Source organism: Oribacterium sp. P6A1 (assembly GCF_000702885.1).
Taxonomy (GTDB): domain Bacteria; phylum Bacillota; class Clostridia; order Lachnospirales; family Lachnospiraceae; genus Oribacterium.
This window is the reverse complement of record NZ_JNKO01000036.1, coordinates 1-18,714: the sequence shown is the minus strand read 5'-3', so window position 1 is coordinate 18,714 and position 18,714 is coordinate 1. Positions and strand designations below refer to the sequence as shown.

15 protein-coding genes and 2 pseudogenes are annotated in these 18,714 nt (G+C 45.7%); 7 read left to right on the top strand and 10 right to left on the bottom strand.

All coding sequences use genetic code 11. The annotated features are described in order from the left end of the window. Nucleotides 1–432 (bottom strand): annotated as a pseudogene (locus T515_RS14330) (hypothetical protein); the annotation flags it as partial. 383 nt (nt 433–815) lie between these two features. Between T515_RS14330 and T515_RS14325 the strand changes: the two are divergent. Continuing rightward, complete coding sequence (locus tag T515_RS14325; RefSeq protein ID WP_036612640.1) at nt 816–2,387, top strand: Y-family DNA polymerase; 1,572 nt, start codon at nt 816–818, stop codon at nt 2,385–2,387. A 279-nt stretch (nt 2,388–2,666) separates the two neighbouring features. Further along, nucleotides 2,667–3,137, top strand: coding sequence for a YolD-like family protein (locus T515_RS14320; RefSeq protein ID WP_242839393.1), 471 nt, complete (start codon nt 2,667–2,669; stop codon nt 3,135–3,137). A 104-nt stretch (nt 3,138–3,241) separates the two neighbouring features. Here the strand turns inward: T515_RS14320 and T515_RS14315 are convergent, their stop codons facing one another. The 7 genes from T515_RS14315 to T515_RS14285 all read right to left on the bottom strand — a co-directional run bounded on the left by T515_RS14315 (nt 3,242) and on the right by T515_RS14285 (nt 11,575). Next, nucleotides 3,242–4,183 carry a phosphatase PAP2 family protein gene (locus tag T515_RS14315; RefSeq protein ID WP_036612637.1) on the bottom strand — a complete coding sequence of 314 codons (942 nt, stop codon included), beginning with the start codon at nt 4,181–4,183 and terminating at the stop codon, nt 3,242–3,244. Nucleotides 4,184–4,519: 336 nt separating this feature from the next. Beyond that, nucleotides 4,520–5,401, bottom strand: coding sequence for an N-carbamoylputrescine amidase (gene aguB / locus T515_RS14310; RefSeq protein WP_036612634.1), 882 nt, complete (start codon nt 5,399–5,401; stop codon nt 4,520–4,522). Nucleotides 5,402–5,560: 159 nt separating this feature from the next. Next, nucleotides 5,561–6,664 (bottom strand): agmatine deiminase, encoded by a 1,104-nt coding sequence (aguA, locus tag T515_RS14305; RefSeq protein WP_155988389.1) that lies wholly within the window; start codon nt 6,662–6,664, stop codon nt 5,561–5,563. A gap of 107 nt (nt 6,665–6,771) precedes the next feature. Continuing rightward, nucleotides 6,772–7,899, bottom strand: a complete 1,128-nt coding sequence (gene nspC, locus T515_RS14300; RefSeq protein WP_036612631.1) for a carboxynorspermidine decarboxylase — start codon at nt 7,897–7,899, stop codon at nt 6,772–6,774. 21 nt (nt 7,900–7,920) lie between these two features. After that, nucleotides 7,921–9,180, bottom strand: a complete 1,260-nt coding sequence (locus tag T515_RS14295; RefSeq protein WP_036612630.1) for a saccharopine dehydrogenase family protein — start codon at nt 9,178–9,180, stop codon at nt 7,921–7,923. Then, entirely contained in the window at nt 9,177–10,037 is an 861-nt protein-coding gene (gene speE, locus T515_RS14290) for a polyamine aminopropyltransferase (RefSeq protein WP_036612628.1), read from the bottom strand. Before speE ends, T515_RS14295 begins: the two co-directional genes overlap by 4 nt. 86 nt (nt 10,038–10,123) lie before the next feature. Beyond that, on the bottom strand, nt 10,124–11,575 hold the full coding sequence (locus T515_RS14285; protein ID WP_036612626.1) for an aminotransferase class I/II-fold pyridoxal phosphate-dependent enzyme: 1,452 nt from the start codon (nt 11,573–11,575) through the stop codon (nt 10,124–10,126). A gap of 700 nt (nt 11,576–12,275) precedes the next feature. Here T515_RS14285 and T515_RS14280 point away from each other — a divergent pair. Both T515_RS14280 and T515_RS14275 read left to right on the top strand, forming a co-directional pair. Further along, nucleotides 12,276–13,640, top strand: coding sequence for an FMN-binding protein (locus tag T515_RS14280; RefSeq protein ID WP_036612624.1), 1,365 nt, complete (start codon nt 12,276–12,278; stop codon nt 13,638–13,640). 303 nt (nt 13,641–13,943) lie between these two features. Then, a complete protein-coding gene (locus T515_RS14275; RefSeq protein ID WP_036612622.1) occupies nt 13,944–14,582 on the top strand; it encodes an MBL fold metallo-hydrolase in 639 nt (212 codons plus the stop codon). A gap of 46 nt (nt 14,583–14,628) precedes the next feature. On the opposite strand, the gene T515_RS14270 is transcribed toward T515_RS14275, so the two are convergent. Together T515_RS14270 and T515_RS18505 are read right to left on the bottom strand one after the other, a co-directional pair. Then, nucleotides 14,629–14,820 (bottom strand): hypothetical protein, encoded by a 192-nt coding sequence (locus tag T515_RS14270; RefSeq protein ID WP_036612619.1) that lies wholly within the window; start codon nt 14,818–14,820, stop codon nt 14,629–14,631. 78 nt (nt 14,821–14,898) lie between these two features. Then, nucleotides 14,899–15,054: pseudogene (locus T515_RS18505) on the bottom strand (transposase); the annotation flags it as partial. A 294-nt stretch (nt 15,055–15,348) separates the two neighbouring features. On the opposite strand from T515_RS18505, the gene T515_RS14260 reads away from it, so the two are divergent. The 3 genes from T515_RS14260 to T515_RS14250 form a co-directional block, all read left to right on the top strand. After that, the gene (locus T515_RS14260) at nt 15,349–16,488 is read left to right on the top strand and encodes an RNA-guided endonuclease TnpB family protein (RefSeq protein ID WP_036612613.1); all 1,140 of its coding nucleotides are present in this window, start codon (nt 15,349–15,351) and stop codon (nt 16,486–16,488) included. A gap of 124 nt (nt 16,489–16,612) precedes the next feature. Beyond that, complete coding sequence (locus T515_RS14255) at nt 16,613–17,362, top strand: alpha/beta hydrolase (protein WP_051671778.1); 750 nt, start codon at nt 16,613–16,615, stop codon at nt 17,360–17,362. A 350-nt stretch (nt 17,363–17,712) separates the two neighbouring features. Next, the coding region (locus T515_RS14250; protein WP_036612611.1) for a hypothetical protein at nt 17,713–18,714 on the top strand (1,002 nt) is incomplete at its 3' end.

The following is an 18,714-nucleotide window of genomic DNA, read 5'->3' as shown; positions in this document are numbered from 1 at the left end:
CGGTTCTGTTTCGCTTTCCTTTACTTCTTCTGCCTCTGTTGTTTTGTCCTCGGTTTCTCCTTCGACAACTTCATCTTCATCGGATTTTTCCTCCGTGTTCTCAGACTCATCAGATACCTGTCCTTCATCTATGTTTGAATCGGAATCTGTATTATCCTTATCGGTATTTTCATTTTCGGAATCTGAATCCTTTTTATCACCGGAATTAACATCATCCTCATTGTCTGATTTATTGTTTCCAGATGAATCTCCTGAAGCTTTTTCATTATTGCCTGATGAATCGCCTGATCCACCGGCTGTGTTTCCACTGTCTGCTGTGTCCTGGCTGTTTCCGGCACCGTTTCCGCTTGCATCACCTGAGCTGCCTGAACCGCCTTCAGTATTCCCGGAAGTACTGTAACCATTGTTCCCATAGCCATCGATATGAGACATGCGATAATAAACAGTCCTGCTGCCGCAAATTTCGGGGGGATGATATTGAGGAGCATGTTGGCTGTACTGAGTGCCCCTCCGGCTTTTCCCGCTATCCCGCTGAATGCTCCCGAGAGCAGGAAAATAAACAGCATGACAGTAATATGATGTGAGTGTCATAGGTAACTGCCACTAACCGATAGCATCGCCGCACTCATTCCTGTGCATACTGCTCATCACATTAAAGTCATATCGAAACATTTTAATGTGACATGGAGCTTATGTCCGCGATTATTTTTTGGTCGAACCATCTCGCAAAAAGTGCCATTGTATCATTTGATAAAACACTTGTTTTATGTTATAGTACATCAGTAACACACATGCAAGCATTAACGGAGGCTGTTATGGATGCTACTCAGAATGACAGATACTACATATGTATAGATCTTAAGTCTTTTTATGCCTCTGTGGAGTGCTTTGAAAGAGATCTTGATCCACTGACCACAAATCTGGTGGTGGCGGATGTCAGCCGAACAGAAAAAACCATATGTCTCGCAGTGACTCCTTCCCTGAAAGCTTACGGAATACCGGGACGTGCCAGACTTTTTCAGGTCGTAGAAAAAGTCAAAGCTATAAACGCCGAACGCCGGAGAAAGATTCACGGCCGGGAATTCACAGGAAAATCCTGCGATGCCGAGAAATTAAAGGAAGACCCTTTTTTGGAGCTGGATTATATAGCAGCGCCTCCTCAGATGGCCAGATATATAGATATCAGCACAAAAATCTATGACATTTATCTTAGGTATGTTGCGCCGGAGGATATACATGTGTATTCCATTGATGAGGTCTTTATGGATGTCACAACCTATCTTAAAGCCTATGCACAAAATCAGAAAACGGATACAGGGTCAAAAGCTGCTGTGGCCGAAAAGATGGCATCAGATATGATTCATGAAATCATAGTGGATACAGGAATCACCGCAACGGCAGGTATCGGCACCAACATGTATCTTGCAAAGATTGCCATGGATATCGTGGCCAAGCATATTCCGGCCAATAAAGACGGAGTACGCATCGCCATGATAGATGAGCGGAGCTACAGACAGCTCCTCTGGAATCACAGACCCCTTACCGATTTTTGGAGAGTCGGGATCGGATACGCAAGAAAGCTTGAGAGTCTCGGACTTTATACCATGGGTGACATTGCCAGATGTTCATTGGATAATGAGGAGCTTTTATATAAAAGCTTCGGTATAAATGCGGAGCTTATCATAGACCATGCCTGGGGATATGAACCCTGCAGGATGAAGGATGTGAAAGCTTATAAACCTGAAAACAGCAGTATGGGATCGGGGCAGGTACTTCACTGTGCCTATGATTTTGAAAAGACCCGTCTGGTAGTAAAAGAGATGGCAGATCAGCTGTCTCTTGATCTGGTGGAAAAGCATCTGGTGACAGATCAGCTGGTGCTCACTATAGGATATGATATCGACAATCTCACTGATCCTGTTATAAGCAAGCTGTACCACGGACCGGTAGTTGTGGATTATCTGGGACGGATGGTTCCGAAGCACGCCCATGGCACCATATCACTTCAGGAGATGACATCCTCAACCAGATTAATCACCGGAGCCTGCCTCAGACTCTTCGATCAGATAGTAAATCCCGATCTTCTGGTTAGACGAATCAATATAGTTGCCGGAAGGGTAAAGGATGAAAAAGAGGAGGACAAGACAGTAACCTTCGGGAATATGGAGGGTTCATGGGAACAGATGGACCTCTTTACCGATTACGAAAAAAAAGAAAAAGAACGAAAAGCTATAAAAAGGGTTAAAAAAAGAGACCGAAAGCTGCAGGAAGCTGCTCTCTCAATCAAACAGAAATTCGGAAAAAACGCTGTTCTGAAAGGTATGAATATGCTGGATGGTGCAACTATGAGGAGCCGGAATGAACAAATCGGAGGGCATAAAGCTTAGACTAAACCCTCATAACCGGAACACAGCTTTTGAGATATCTGAAATCACGCCCTTAAGCTTATTATATGATATAAGTGTCATGAAGTATCTTTCCCATTTGTGCTCGCACAAAAGTGGGAAAGATACTTCATGACACGCCCCACATGGAGCACGTAAGGACGCTTTTTGCGGCCTGGAAGTGCGGAATGTGGGAGAATCGTGAGAGCGCAAAGCGCGAAACGATTCTATATCTACTTTTGACACTCACATCATAATTTAAATGTTAAACGAGGAATATACGTGAAAGACAAACCGGAGTGGCACAACGTACATGGAATAAAAAATCATGAACTGTACGGCCATAATACAGATGTGATGACGAAGTACGGGGACATCATAGATCTGCAGCATCCCGACTCACTTAAACATAAACGGATGTCTCTTTATAACAGAGCAGCCCAGTTTGCACCTTTTGCAGCTTTAACCGGCTACGAAGAAGCAATCGAGGAAACCGGAAGACAGGTATCTGAGAAGATGATTCTGAGTGAATCTCAAAAGGAACTTTTAGACCGGCAGCTGCAGGAGTTAAAAGACCATTTATCAGAACAGGAGCTCTGTATCACCTGGTTTAAAAAAGATGAAAAAAAAGCCGGAGGAGAATATGTGACCACTAAGGGTTACGTGAAAAAGATCGATATCTTGGAACGAAAGATCCTCATGGAAGACGGGCAGATACTGAAGATGGACGACATATACGAAATAGGGTGGTGACTCATGTCACCACCCTATCGGTAAGTATCATAAATCCGGAAATCTTCCCGAAGTATGGTATGCTCATTGCATAGATACTTAATCCGGCTATGGTTATTCCTCTTTCAGGCAGCCTTACCGGTCTGCTGCGATTTTTCAAATCTGAACACCATAGGGTAGACACCAAAGGCCACAACAGAAACTATGGCATATCGCGCAAAGCGTATCACCAGCGCCGCTGTGCTTCCATCGGAAAGAAATTCCTTGGAAAACGGCAGCTTGAGCAGGGTATTCAACACCCAATAGACAACCAGTCCGCCAAGCACACGCAGAACCCTGAAGAGAAGCTTTTCCGTATTTTCAAAATGCACAAAGCGATCATCCAGAAGTGTGCCTCCCATGAAGCCGATCATCAGACCCATGGATGTGAAGTAATCTTCAGTCCTGCAGTAAAAAAAGCCCGGAAGGGCGATGATCAGCAGGATGCCATACAGTGTGATCGTGCTCTTTACACGCTCCTGAAGCATATTGACCACCGTAACACTGGTTAAGCCCAGCAGCCATCCCGCCATTACATCCGTAGGATAATGTGCTCCGACCACAAAACGCGAAATGCCTGTGAGCAACGGTAAAATGATTGCCAGGATCACTATCCACCGTTTCCTGAGGTTGGTTGCCAGCGATCCGAATACCGTTACCGCGTTGGTTGAATGGGCACTGGGAAAAGAATATCCCTGGGTTGAGATATCGTAGATGTCTCCGTGCGGTTCCACAATGCGCAGAATTTTAATGTTCTCATGATCGAAGTAAGGTCTGCGTCTCAGAACAAGATTTTTTATCATGGTGCTCCAGGTCAGTCCCATGATGGCGCTCAGTCCCATCCTTCTGCCCAGCTTTTTGTCATAACTCCAGTATATAAACCCTACGATCAGAATAAGAGGCAGTTCTTCTCCAAACAAGGAGAAGAATGACATCATAGAAATCGCCGCGCTGCCGAGGTTAGCCTGCAGCCACTCCATCAGTGTGACTTCCCATTGAAAGAAAAACGTGTTGCCGATTGCTGTCATAGTATCAATCCTCCCAAGCCTTATGATCTCTTAAATTGTTGCCTATGCATAAAAAAGTCGGCAACATCTCCTTTGGTGATAATGAATTATGAGACTTTAAGATAAAAAGTAACTATAATGGGAAGTCTCGACAAAAAATACCAAACATAGGAAAGTAGTAACCATGGCTGATTATGGCTTGAGGAATAGTGTGAAAAAACGCTTTACATAAGTATTTGTGCCGTCAGATGATCTCATGAGACTGGCTGCCGCAGGACTGGACACCGGAGCCTGGTTTTTATTATGCGCAGCACAACAGCCTTCGATTAAAAATCGAAGGCTGTTGTCCACTGAACATCATTTTCTTTCTGAAATCGCCCTGTAGCACTCAGGTCTTCTGTCCCTGAAAAGTCCCCATGAGAGCCTGTCTTCCCTTATCCCGGAAAGATCGAATTCCGCTGTGAGTATGGCGTCGCCTTCTCTTTCAGCCTGCGAAATGATTTCTCCCGTCGGATCGGTTATAAAGCTCTTTCCATAGAAGCACAGGCTTGATGACTGATTGCCGTTAGCATCACAAGGCTCCACTGTCTCTGTGCCATAGCGGTTTGCAGCAATCACGGGAATAACATTGGCAGCGGCATGTCCCTGCATGACCCTCTGCCAATGCCCAGAACTGTCTACATTAAGAATAGGCTCACTGCCGATGGCGGTAGGGTAAAGGAGCATATCCGCACCCATTAAAGCCATACATCTGGCAGCCTCGGGGAACCACTGATCCCAGCATATTCCCACTCCGATATTTCCGTATCTTGTCTTCCATACCTTGAAGCCTGAATCGCCGGGAGTGAAATAGAACTTCTCCTGATAGTAATGATCATCGGGGATATGAGTCTTTCTGTATACCCCAAGAACTGATCCGTCAGCATCTATCATTGCTATACTGTTGAAAAGAAGCAGCTCATCCTGCTCATAGAAGCTTATTGGGATGACCAGCTCTAACTCTGCTGCGATCTTTCTGAAATGATTAACCGCCGGATTTGACTCCACATCGGTCGCAAAGCTGTAATACTCATATCTTCTTTCCTGACAGAAGTACTGCCTCTCAAAAAGTTCCGGGAGAAGGATGACCCTGGCACCCTTCTGAGCCGCTTCACGAACAAGCTTTTCGGCATGTGCTATATTTTCCTTTGGATCGTTAGTGCAGCTCATCTGTACAGCTGCAACTGTAACATAACTCATCTTGTATTCCCTCTCTTAAAATGTGTCCATTACTGTGGGTGCCTGACATCTTTCGTGTCCACTGTTATGGGTACAGTATAAAATCACCACTAAAATCTACTGCGTGTAAAGCTCCCTGCGACATGTCTTTCATCACAGAGCCTTTCGCCCCGGGAAATGTCATGGACGCGGCACCTGCTGCGTGATACAGTGAATGTTTCCGCCCCCCAGAAGTATGGCCATGGAATCTATCCCAAGCACCTCTCTGTCAGGACAAAGATCCTTCAGTATCCTGAGGGCTCTTTCATCACTTTTTCTGTTCTCACCTCCGAACTGAGGCACCAGAACAACACCGTTTCCAAAATAAAAATTCACATAGCTGGCTGCCAGCCTTTCACCCGCTTCACGGTTGTCCTCGCCCTCTTCGAAAACGAGATTCTCGAGATCCTGCTCCTTCACCAGCACCGGATGATCCGGTATGGGAAGCTTATGTACCTTCAGCCTACGTCCCTTAGCATCAGTCACGGAAGTGAGATAATCAAGATCCGCCAGAGACATGGCATACTGTGGATCCTCTTTGTCATCGGTCCACGCCAGCACAACCTCGCCGGGAGCGATGAACGCACAGACATTATCTACATGCTCATTGGTCTCGTCGTTGTAGATTCCGAAGGGAAGCCACAGTACCTTTTTTATGCCCAGCGCATCCTTGAGGCGCTCCTCGATTTCTTCTCTCTTAAGCTGAGGATTTCGTCCTTTGCTGAGAAGACAGGTCTCTGTCACAAGAAGAGTTCCCTCTCCGTCAGTGTGAATGGAGCCTCCCTCCAGAACGAAATCACCAAAATCGTAGACGTCCTTCTTTACATGCTCACAAAAGGCAACTGCTGCTGCATCATCCTTATCGAAGCTCATGTACAGACCGTCCACGTCACCGCCCCAGGCATTGAACTTCCAGTTTATTCCCCGGATTTCTGTGCCGTTCGTCACGAAGGTGGGGCCAATGTCTCTGGCCCAGGCATCGTCAGTCGGGATCTCAACCACTTCCGCCATATCTCTGAGTCTCTCCCTTGCCTCCTGAAGATGCTCACTGTCAGCAAGGAACCAGACCTTTTCGTGCTCTGAAAGAGCTTTTGCGATGGCACAAAACGCATCCTGTGCACTCTCAGGGTCCCTGCCCCAGCTGCCGGGACGCACCGGCCACACAAGAAGTGTACCCTCATGCATTGCATACTCTGCCGGCATATAAAAACCATCGGCTGATGGCTTTGACTGATTTAAAATCATCTGATCTGTCACCTCTGTATATCTGATATGAGTGTCATAAGTCCTGCTCAACTTTTACCTGCTTAAAAGCGCGAAACAGCCTTTGACACTTCCGTCTTTATTCTGCCTCACGAAAGCCTGTTCCTGAAATCCTCATAGCCGAAGCTTCTGACTGTCTCCACAGTTCCGTCCTCATGCAGTAAAGCAATATCCGGAAGAGGCATGCCGTTAAAGGTGTTGTTCTTGACCATGGAGTAAATGGCCATATCCTCGAAGGTGAGGATATCCCCGATTTCAGGAGCCTTGTCAAAACTGTAATCTCCTATGACATCCCCTGCAAGACAGGTTCGTGCCCCGAGACGGCAGGTGCATGCCTTTTCTCCTGGCTCCCCTGCATCCTTAAGAGGCGGACGATACGGCATTTCCAGAACATCCGGCATGTGACAGGCTGCGGAAGCATCAAGGATAAGTATGGGAAGGGTATTCTCCACTATATCGAGAACCTTTGTACAGAGGTAACCTGCATTAAGGGCGATGGCCTCACCGGGCTCCAGATACACTTCCACATGGTAAGTCTCTTTAAGATGAACTATGGTCTTCTTAAGAAGCTCTATATCATATCCCGGTCTTGTGATGTGATGTCCGCCCCCCAGGTTTATCCATTTTGCCTCATGAAGATATGTGCCGAAGTGCTCCTCCACGTAGGCTGCAGTATCGGCGAGAGGCGCCGCATCCTGTTCACAAAGAGTATGGAAATGTATACCTTCCACACCCTTCGGCAAATGCTCCGGCATATCCTTCTCTCTTATTCCGAGACGTGACCCGGGCGCACAGGGATCATAGATTTCATGTCCCTCCTGAGTCGAGAACTCAGGGTTTATGCGGAGACCAACACTCACCTGAGCCTTTTCCCATATAGGCCGATGAAGCTCCAGCTGCCTAAGAGAATTAAAACTTATATGATCGCAGATTCTGCAGATCTCAGTCATTTCTTCCTCTGTATAGGCCGGACAGAATACATGATTCTCCCCCTTCATCTCCTCATGAGCCAGTCTTGCTTCAAAAAGCCCGCTGGCAGTTGCGCCTGAAATGTACTGTGAAATGAGAGGATAGATCCTGAACATGGAGAATGCTTTCTGCGCTAAAAGTATATGACAGCCCGTAGATCTTTCCACATCCCTAAGTATCTCGAGGTTTCGTATGATGGCCTTCTCATCCACCACATAGACCGGTGTTTTTAAATCCTGTATGTTCAATTTTTAAACCTGTTTCTTCTTTTACTCTACTGTTACCGGATTCTCGTCAACTACCCATGGAAGACCGAATTTGTTAAGCATATCCATGTATGGATCCGGATCGAATTCATCTGTAGTAAGAGCGCCGCGCTTGTTCCAGACGCCGCTTGCAACAAGTGCTGTTCCGATCATGGCAGGCACGCCTGTTGTATAGCTGATGGCCTGACTCTCAACTTCCTTGTAGCACTCCTGATGGTCACAGACATTGTAAATGTAGATGGTTCTCTCTTTTCCATCTTTTATTCCTGTAAAGATACATCCAATGTTTGTCTTTCCCACTGTTCTCGGTCCGAGGGAAGCAGGATCCGGAAGCAGGGCCTTCAGGAACTGGATAGGAACGATCTTCTGACCGTTGAAGTCAACAGGACTTGTGGAAAGCATGCCCACGTTCTCAAGACACTTCATATGGGTAAGATAACTCTGTCCGAAGGTCATGAAGAAACGGATACGCTTAACTCCGGGAATGTTCTTTGCAAGAGCCTCGATCTCCTCATGATGAAGAAGATACATATCCTTCTCACCAACCTCAGGGAAGTTGTATTCACGCTTGATGGACATGGCAGGAATCTCTACCCAGTGACCGTCCTCCCAGTAGCTTCCCGGCGCACTTACCTCACGAAGATTCACCTCAGGATTGAAGTTTGTGGCGAAAGGATATCCATGGTCACCGCCGTTACAGTCAAGGATGTCAATAGTGTGGATCTCATCGAAATAGTGCTTCTGAGCATAAGCTGTAAATACGCTTGTTACACCGGGATCGAAGCCTGTTCCGAGAAGTGCTGTGAGACCTGCATCCTTGAAGCGCTGATCGTAAGCCCACTGCCATGAATAATCAAAGTATGCTGAGAATCCCAGCTCCTTGCAGCGCTTCTCATAGATCTTTCTCCACTCAGGATCATCTGTATCCTCAGGCTCGTAGTTTGCTGTATCAACATAGTGAACACCGCACTCAAGGCAGGCATCCATGATGGTGAGATCCTGATAAGGAAGGGCAACATTCAGTACCACATCCGGCTTGTAGGACTCTATGAGTGCCTTTACGGCAGAAACATTGTCCGCATCAAGCTCTGCGGTGGTCACTGCTGTTCTGGTCTTTCCCTCGAGCTTCTCCTTCAGCTCATCACACTTTGACTTTGTTCTGCTTGCGATGCAAAGCTCTGTGAAAATGTCGCTGTTCTGACAGCATTTGCGGATCGCAACCTGTGCAACACCGCCACATCCGATAACAAGTAATCTGCTCATAAACTTTCTTCCTCCTCAAGTAAAAGATCTTCTACGTAACGCGGCAGCATGAAGGAGCCGCCATGCATATTTGTGGTATAGTACCAGGTTTTAATGTTTCTCTCGTTCCATCTCTTTGCATCGAAATTCTTCAAAGGATGGTACTTTTTGCTGGCAAAACCGAAAAGCCAGTAACCTGCCGGACAGGTGGGGATGTGTGCCTGATACACACGGTTTATGGGGAAACTGCGGAAGGCCTTTCTGTGCATGGCACGGCAGGCTTCCTCGTCAACATCAAAGAAGGGGCTTCCGTGCTGATAAACCATGATGCCGTCCTCATGAAGGGCACGGTAACAGTTTCCGTAGAACTCCTTTGTGAACATTCCTGCGGTATGTCCCAGAGGATCTGTACAATCGTTAATGATGAGATCGTACTGATCCTGTCTTGAACGTAAAAATCTGAGACCATTCTCGTTGTAGATCTTTACCCGGGGATCCTCAAGTCCGCAGGCATTGTCAGGAAACCACTCCTTGCAGACATCGATGAAGAGCTGATCCTCTTCCACCACGTCTATTTCTTCGATCTCCGGATAGCGGGAAAGCTCTCTGGCAACCCCGCCGTCACCTCCGCCTATGACCAGCACCTTCTTTACTCCCGGATGAACCGCCATAGGGACATGAACGATCATTTCATCATATACAAACTCGTCTGCCTCAGAAAATATGACGCTTCCGTTTGACACCAGGAATCGACCGAATTCCGGAGAATGGAAAACATCGATGCGCTGATATTCACTTTCACCGGAAAATAACTGCCTGTCCACCCGGATAGACATTTTTACATTATCCGTGTGAAGCTCTTCGAACCAGAATTCCATTTATTACCTCCATAGAGCATACCTGAATATAATTCGCATATGTCTCTCCTTATATATCTTGAAAATACTCCTATGAGATGTCTCATCTATATCTTCAATACATTCAGATGTGATATATCATCGCTTTCGGGTCCCTGCATGGAACATCCCTTTTCCTTTGCAAAGCTGATATACTCGATTATTTCCTTTGTGATGACCTCACCCGGTGCAAGGATGGGGATTCCCGGCGGATAGCACATAACCGACTCTCCGCAGACACGTCCCGCGCAATCCTTTATGGGCAGGGACTCCTTTTCCGCATAAAATGCAGTCTGTGGAGTGGTGACCACTTGAGGTGAGATATATTCCGCAGAAAACAGCTTCTTCTCAGGCTTTGAGTAAAGTCTGTAAATATCTGCAAGGGCTCCCACAAGCCTCTCTATATCCTGGATGGAATCGCCGATGGAGATGTATGCAAGGATGTTGCTAATGTCTCCGAATTCCATCTGTATGTCATACTCGTCACGAAGAAGGTCGTAAACCTCGATTCCCGCAAGACCTATCTTATGTGTAAGCACCGCAAGCTTAGTAACATCAAAATCATATACACTTCCGCCGTTTATGAGTTCCCGTCCATAGGCATAGAAGCCTCCGATGGCATTGATCTCATCTCTTGCATACTGAGCCATACGGGCCACCTTCTCAAAGGATTCCTTTCCTCGAAGTGCAAGATTCCGTCTGGATAGATCGAGACTGGCCATAAGAAGATAGGAACCGCTGGTGGTCTGTGTAAGGTTTATGATCTGTCGTACATATCCCGGGTTCATAGCCGGACCGAGAAGAAGTAATGAGCTCTGGGTGAGACTTCCTCCGGACTTATGCATTGACACAGAACACATATCGGCTCCGGCTTCCATTCCTGAGCAGGGAAGCTTGTCACTGAAGTAGAAATGGGTTCCGTGGGCCTCGTCAACAAGGGCAAGCATTCCGTGTTCATGTGCCAGTTTAACGATACTGCGAAGATCCGAGCAAATGCCGTAATAGGTCGGGTTGTTAATGAGGACCGCCTTTGCATCAGGATTCTCGTCCATGGCTTTCTTTACATCTGCTACCTCCATGCCAAGAGGGATGCCCAGCTCCTTATCCACCTTGGGATCGATGTAGACCGGTGTGGCACCGCAGAGTACCAGGGCATTGATGGCACTTTTATGCACGTTTCTCGGGAGGATGATCTTATCTCCCGCTTTGCATGCTGTAAGGACCATAGCCTGCACCGCAGAGGTGGTGCCCCCCACCATGAGGAATGAATGAGCCGCACCGAAGGCATCCGCCGCCAGTTCCTCAGCTTCCTTTATGATGGATATGGGATGGCACAGATTGTCCAGGGGCTTCATGGAATTAACATCCACGCCGACACACTGCTGCCCTAAAAATTTTACCAGTTCAGGATTTCCGCGTCCTCTTTTGTGTCCGGGGACATCGAAAGGTACCACGTGAAGTTTTCTGAAACGCTCCAGTGCTTCATATATTGGGGCTTTTTTTTGTCTACTGAGATCCATTGGATTACCTTTCCTTTAGGTTAAAGTTTGCATAAGTCCTGCGCACGTCTCCGCTCACGCTCCCGACGTGCTTATGCACTAAAAAGGGCAGTACCGCATCCGCAGCACTGCCCGTAATCATTCTTTAAATCATTTCAGATCTGTCTCTGCCTGATTGCCTATTGAACGTTTCACAAGTAGTGTGCTTTTAACACCGGTTATGAAGTAACCAACTTATAAAATTGAGCTTTTAACTCGATCAATATGTGGCATAACACCACTTCGGCAATGGCCGGCCCTGTCCGATGAGCTTTTCACAGAGGATATACATGATGTTTATCAAATATGGATAACACCTCATGATATTCATCCCTGCAACAGGCCTATAAGAGACAGAATTTTTCTGTCGAGATTCAGAATACCAAAAATTCACAGTATGTCAACAAAAATAATTTATTTTTTTAGTCAAAGATCCCATAACGTGTTATACACCATATTTTCTTCTTATACATATTATCTTAAATCTCCGGTGATTAATTCATATAAGTTCAAAATTTTCCATGCGCTGTAAAAAGTAAAAAAATGATGAATATTTCAGCTTTTAATTATAGGTTTTTCCTAAGTCATCCGCTTGCACTATCACTATAATGTATATGGACAAATACAATTCTTTTGTGTAGAATTACTTGCACGTGATTTTATTGCACAAAAGGAGATATTTATGAAAAAGCAGTTTTTAACAGCCACTGCTGCACTGGCAGCATTAGCAATTACAGCATGTGGATCACAGTCAGCTCCGGAGTCAACAACAGCTGCTGCTGCAACAGCCGCAGCCACTACTGAAGCAGCCGCTTCAGAGGCAGAGACATTAACAGGTGAAGCTGACGGTTTTGGAGGCAAGGTTACTGTTGAGCTTACAGTGAAGGAAGGAACCATCACTGATGCAGTAATCACCGGCGAGGGAGAGACTCCAACAGTTGGCGGCGCTGCCCTTGATACACTGAAGGAACAGGTTATCGCTGCAAACGGTCCTGATATCGATGGCGTGTCAGGTGCAACAGTTACATCCACAGCAGTTAAGAACGCAGTTTCCGCCGCTATGGGACTTCCTGTAGAAGAGCCTGAGACAAAGGCAGCTGCTGTTTCAGCACCTGCAGAGATCATTCCTGTCGAGGGTGGAATTCAGATGGGACAGGTAATCACAGCAGCTCACGGCAACAAGTGCTTCTCACAGGTTACAGCAGTTGTTAAGGATGATGTTGTTATCGCAGCTTACATCGATGAGTATCAGTTCGGCGCTGCTGACAGCGTAACTGGTGTTCCAAATGGCGATGACAAGGACAACTTCGGTGCCGGTTTTGCAGAGGGACAGATGCTTTTCAGCAAGAGAGTAAATGCTGATTACTACAGCAAGAACATGGCTGAGAAGGCAGGAAGCACAGTTCGTCTTAACGACAACTATGATGAGATCCAGAAGTTCGCAGTAGGTAAGACTCTTGAAGAGCTTCTTGCATATAAGGATGATGCAACAGCAGTAGACGCAGTAAGCGGTGCTACTCTTGCCGATACAGGAAACTACCTTGCAGCTATCGGTGAGGCAGGTAAGGTTGCTCAGAAGACACAGGCTGTAGAGTTCAACGGTTCAAGCGAGGACCTTAAGCTTAACATGGCTATCGGTGCAGCTCACGGCAACAAGTGCTTCTCAACTGCCGCAGTTCTTACAGATGGTGAGAATGTTATCCTTTCATGGATTGATGATTTCCAGTTCGGTTCTTCAGCTGACGTACAGGGTGTACCAAACTCTGATGATGCCGACAACTTCGGTGCAGGCTATGCTGATCCTTCAAACGTTCTTTTCTCAAAGCGTGTGAATGCGGATTACTACTCAGATCTTATGAACAAGAAGGCCAATGCCACAGTCCGTATCGATGAGAATTACAATGCCATCCAGAACCACGTAAACGGTATGAGCATCTCCGATGTAAAGGCACTTTCTGAGAAGGATGATGCCGTTGATGCAATAAGCGGCGCTACTCTTGCAGATACAGCAGGTTATGTAGGTCTTATTGCAGAGGCTGCAAAGTAAATAAAATAAGGCGAGGGTAATTCCCTCATGTAAAAAACTGCAGATACCTGATATGGTATCTGCAGTTTTTTGTATGAACGATATTGTTCGATCTTCCTGCCAGCATGGTCAGTCCGTTACTTCCGGGCAGCATGGTCAGTCCGATATCGACTTTTGATACAGCTGTCATTATAATTAAAAAGAGACTTCTGCTCATACATGGTGGGAAGGGTCTTCTGGGCATTAAAGAAGAGGAATGGATTGAATCGGGTCTGTGAACCTGCATGAGAATCCGGTTCCAGGGTTTAACATAGGGAGGTAAATATGACAGAGAATATAGTGGTTTTCGGCCATAACAGTGTCGGCATAAAGAGTGAACTGGGAATGATATATGTAGATCCTTTCAAGATGAAGGAATCACCTCTGGATGCTTCCTTCATCCTGGTAACTCATGAGCACTATGATCACTTTTCTCCTGAGGATATAGAAAAGGTTGCCGGAAAGGATACCACTCTCATAGTTCCTGAATCTATGAAAGCAAAGGCTCAAGAGGCTTCAAAACTTGTCAAAAAAATCATTACCGTGAAGCCCGGAGAGAGCTGTGACCTGGATGGTCTCAGCATTGAAACTGTTCCTGCTTACAATGTCGACAAAAAGTTCCATCCAAAAAGCAATGAATGGATCGGCTACATCCTGAAAACAGACGGCAGAAGGATATATATTGCCGGTGATACCGATGCAACTCCCGAAGCCAGGGCAGTACAGTGCGATGTGGCTCTAGTACCTGTCGGCGGAACCTACACCATGGATATTCAACAGGCCGCTGCACTTGTAAATGAGATTAAGCCAGCTGTTGCCATACCGGTGCACTACGGCTGCATAGTGGGTGAAGCCTCCGACGGTGAAGCATTTGCAAAACTCGTGAAGGAGCCTGTCAAGGTGGAACTGAAAATCAGATTTTAAATCGAGTAGGGCGGATTTCATCCCCCACTCGATGACGCGTTAGCCTTCAAATGAATACAAGTATTCGCCTGAAGGCCGTATCGCCTATCTTGTCCTTGAGGCCGAAAGGGATTTTTGCATTTTCCAGTAATATTTTCTTTATCTCATTATCACCTACGCGGGAATGGGTTCCGCTTGTACCCAATCCCAAAGTATGTTTCCGGTCATTGCCAAGCTTCATTGCTTCAGCATTATTCATAAATAAAATCCTTTCGGTTTCGTAGGCGGAAACCCACTGCCCTTGGGCGGTGGGAGGAGCCTTGTAAATTCGTAGCCATTAACCCTGGCTTTCTATGTACTTTTGTATAGTGGCTGATGATACTTCGCCAATACTGCAAGCAAAATATCCATCTGACCAAAATATCTTATGTTTCCAATAACACTTGGATAAGAAATTTGGATATTTCTGCCACAGATAATAGGTTGTTTGTTGTCCATGACCTATTCCACGACAAGAGTAATGTCGTACTTATGCATAAAGTTATTCAAGTCTTGAATGCTGGCACACCAATCACTGCGCTCTACTGTAAGAGAATGCATATCCATAACAACCGCAGAATACCGTCCATTATTTTCTTTTACTCGTAGTATATGTTTCTGAGATATCGGAATTCCTGTATCTACGCCATAGTACTTAATTTGAGTCATTGAAATCTCCTTGTAAGCAATTGACTTTCACTAATGATTATTTTATCATATATTTAGTGAAATAACAATGAGGTGCATTATGGAACAGATGACAGTCACGGCTAAAATTCAGATATCCGTTAGTGCAGACAATAAGGTTCTACTTGATAAAACCATGTCTGTTTATTCTGATGCCTGTAATTTTGTATCTGAATATGTGTTCCGTACTCATGACTTAAAACAGTTTTCACTTAACAAGGTTCTGTATTCTACACTCCGAGAGAAGTTTGGACTCAAATCTCAGATGGCTCAGTCTGCGTTTAAGACCGTCATCGCAAGATACAAGACCATCCTCGAAAATCAGAAAGAGTGGATTAAGCCATCCTTCAAAAAGCCACAGTATGACCTTGTATGGAACAGAGATTATTCTCTTACGCAAAACTGCTTTTCAGTAAATACACTGAATGGACGTGTTAAGTTGCCCTATTTCGCTGAAGGCATGACAAAATACTTTGACCACTACATCTATAAGTTTGGAACTGCCAAGCTCGTAAATAAGTCAGGAAAATATTTTTTACATATCCCTGTTACTTATGATATCGAAGAAAGTAATATCTCCGATATCTGTAACGTTGTAGGTATTGATAGAGGTATCAACTTTGTTGTTGCCACTTATGATAGTAAGCACAAGTCAAACTTTGTAAGTGGAAAGTCTATTAAGCAGAAACGCGCTCACTATTCTAAACTTCGTAAAGAACTCCAAATGCGTCAGACTCCATCATCAAGACGTAGACTCAAAGCTATCGGTCAGCGAGAAAACCGTTGGATGCAGGATGTTAACCACCAGGTATCAAAGGCACTCGTTGAATCCAATCCGAAGCATTCGCTCTTTGTTCTTGAAGATTTGTCAGGTGTCCGTAATGCCACAGAACGTGTCAGGACTAAAGACCGCTATGTTTCTGTATCATGGTCTTTCTATGACCTTGAACAGAAACTTATCTATAAGGCTAAACAGAATCAGTCTACTGTTATTAAGGTTGACCCTCGTTATACGAGCCAGTGCTGTCCTGTATGTGGACACGTTGAAAAAGCCAATCGTGATAAGAAGATGCATCTGTTTACTTGTAAGAACTGTGGCTATAAATCTAACGATGACCGCATTGGAGCTATGAATCTGTACCGCATGGGAATAAACTATCTCGAAGATAGTCAAGTACCTGATACAGTTACGGCAGAGTAAATCTTTGCCGTAAGGGGCGGTGTCAACCGTCCCATGATGCGACCCCACGGAAATTACACCGACAAAATGTAGGAGTTATTGCAACGAACTACAGGGGAGTCGCAAGCCACGTACCTTTAGGTGCGTGGTAGTTGACTTCCCTGCAAAGACACAGAATTCCGTACCCTCCCCATATGTGATAGTGATCCCGGGCGGCGCCTTCAACCGTCAGTGGGGTTTCATCGAGGGTCAGGCAATAGCAGCCCGTCTCAACAACATGGGGTATACTGCCTTCGTTCTTTACTACAGAGTTAAACAGGAGCCAGTCCTTCCTCTTGCCATTCTGGATATGGTGAACGCCATAAAGGATATAGAAAGGAACCACAAGTCTTACAACATCATCCCCGGTGAGTATATGATAGGCGGATTCTCCGCAGGTGCCACTCTTGCCGGAGAGATAGGTTCCGAAAACTTCGGTTATAAGGTAAACGGTATCCCAAAACCTCAGGCCATATTCCTTGGCTACACCGCAGTATCCATGAAAGAATTCTATGGAATTTACAGTAGCCTTCCTGATGGTCATCCGGGAAGAGAGAGCATCGCGACTTTCCTAAGGCGGGTGGGTGGTCCGTGCTTCACGGAAGAAACATTGGCACCCTTTGCTCTTCCATCTCACATCGGCTCTGATTTCCCGAAGACCTATATCGTTGCAAATGAAGATGATGGGACTGTTCCGGTGTCAAACAGCAGACTGATGGACCGCTGCCTCACCGGACTTAATGTTCCGCATATTACAAAAATCGGCACCAGGGGCGGTCACAGCTTCGGCCTGGGAAACGGACTTCCGGTTGAAGGCTGGCTTGAGGAAGCAGTAAAGTTCTGGAGAGAAAGCTGATCTAGGGCTGCTTCGCGTACTTTCGTGCTTTGCACTCTTAATTTCTAATTCTTAAAAAACCCCTAAAATATTGCTTGCTACCAATATAGATATATGTATTTGCCGACTCTTTAAAGTAGATATCTTATGACATGGGTGCCAACAGTATTTACCACTCTGGTCTCAGCGCTGACACACATTAGTATGTAGTGCGCTGCTGAACACTCATGTCTCGATAAGAGCGTGAATTATTAAGTGATGGAACACGAAAAGGAGGTTTACTTTGAAAAGAAGGAACTTATGTAGAACAAAAAAGATGTTGGCGGTGATAATTGCGGCATCCATGATGCTTGAATTCAGGGATGATAGCTATGGCAAATCAAGAATCATCTATAGCTGTAATAGATAATAATGTCGAAGTTACAGCCAAGAAAGAAGATAAATCCCAAACAGTAACGGAAAATGTCACATCACATGATAGTGACCCTGCAGTTTCTGCAACCAGTGGAGATGGTCACAGTGCCAAAGTTACAGTTACCGAAGATGCAAAAGCTACAAATACTTCCGGAAGTGCAACAGGTGTTGAAGCGAAATCTTCTGATACGAATTCCTCAACATCAGTAACTGTAGGCGGTGAGGTATCTGCAAGTGCAGAAAAGGGTTCTACTACAGGTATACGTGCTACTTCAGAAACCGGAGGCTCTTCAGATGTTTCTGTAGGCGGTGAGGTGTCTGCAAGTTCAGTTGATGGCTCTTCTTACGGTATTCAGGCTAATTCCACTAAGGGATCCTCTACAACTGTCAATGCCGAAATGAGTGTCTCGGCTACAGTAACCAAGGGCGATTCTTCTGCAACTGGACTAAATGTATCTGCAAGCGGCACAGGATCAACTACGAACGTTACCGTTGGTGATGATGTTTCGGCAACCACATCCGGCTATACCGCCACCGGTGTTAGTGCTACGGCTGGTTCCGGAGCAACTGTCAACGTTAAAATCGGAGATGATCTTACCGTCTCATCATCGGGCGGCTCTTCAGGTATCTCAGCAAACGCTATTGATGAGAAATCATCTGTAAACGTAACTGTTGGCGGTGATGTTTCGGCAACAACCACTAAAAATTCCGGATACAATGACTTCTCTGCCTTAAACGCATCTACCAGCACTGATAGTTCTGTAAGCGTAACTGTCGGTGGTAATGTTACCGGTAACGGAGGCATCTACGCGTCTGGATCCGGTAACACAAATATAAATGTCACTGGTAATGTTTCCAATACTTCTGAATTTGGTTCTGCATTAACCACAAATACCTATGGAGATAGTTCTTCTGTAAACGTAACTGTCGGTGGTGATGTAACCGGTAACGGAGGTATC

What these genes read in the sequence shown, in the direction of transcription:
- T515_RS14325 (WP_036612640.1), top strand. Translation starts at nt 816, where the DNA reads ATGGATGCTACTCAGAATGACAGATACTACATATGTATAGATCTTAAG.
- T515_RS14315 (WP_036612637.1), bottom strand. Translation starts at nt 4,183, where the DNA reads ATGACAGCAATCGGCAACACGTTTTTCTTTCAATGGGAAGTCACACTG.
- aguB (WP_036612634.1), bottom strand. Translation starts at nt 5,401, where the DNA reads ATGAGTTATGTTACAGTTGCAGCTGTACAGATGAGCTGCACTAACGAT.
- aguA (WP_155988389.1), bottom strand. Translation starts at nt 6,664, where the DNA reads ATGATTTTAAATCAGTCAAAGCCATCAGCCGATGGTTTTTATATGCCG.
- T515_RS14295 (WP_036612630.1), bottom strand. Translation starts at nt 9,180, where the DNA reads ATGAGCAGATTACTTGTTATCGGATGTGGCGGTGTTGCACAGGTTGCG.
- speE (WP_036612628.1), bottom strand. Translation starts at nt 10,037, where the DNA reads ATGGAATTCTGGTTCGAAGAGCTTCACACGGATAATGTAAAAATGTCT.
- T515_RS14285 (WP_036612626.1), bottom strand. Translation starts at nt 11,575, where the DNA reads ATGGATCTCAGTAGACAAAAAAAAGCCCCAATATATGAAGCACTGGAG.
- T515_RS14280 (WP_036612624.1), top strand. Translation starts at nt 12,276, where the DNA reads ATGAAAAAGCAGTTTTTAACAGCCACTGCTGCACTGGCAGCATTAGCA.
- T515_RS14275 (WP_036612622.1), top strand. Translation starts at nt 13,944, where the DNA reads ATGACAGAGAATATAGTGGTTTTCGGCCATAACAGTGTCGGCATAAAG.
- T515_RS14270 (WP_036612619.1), bottom strand. Translation starts at nt 14,820, where the DNA reads ATGAATAATGCTGAAGCAATGAAGCTTGGCAATGACCGGAAACATACT.
- T515_RS14260 (WP_036612613.1), top strand. Translation starts at nt 15,349, where the DNA reads ATGGAACAGATGACAGTCACGGCTAAAATTCAGATATCCGTTAGTGCA.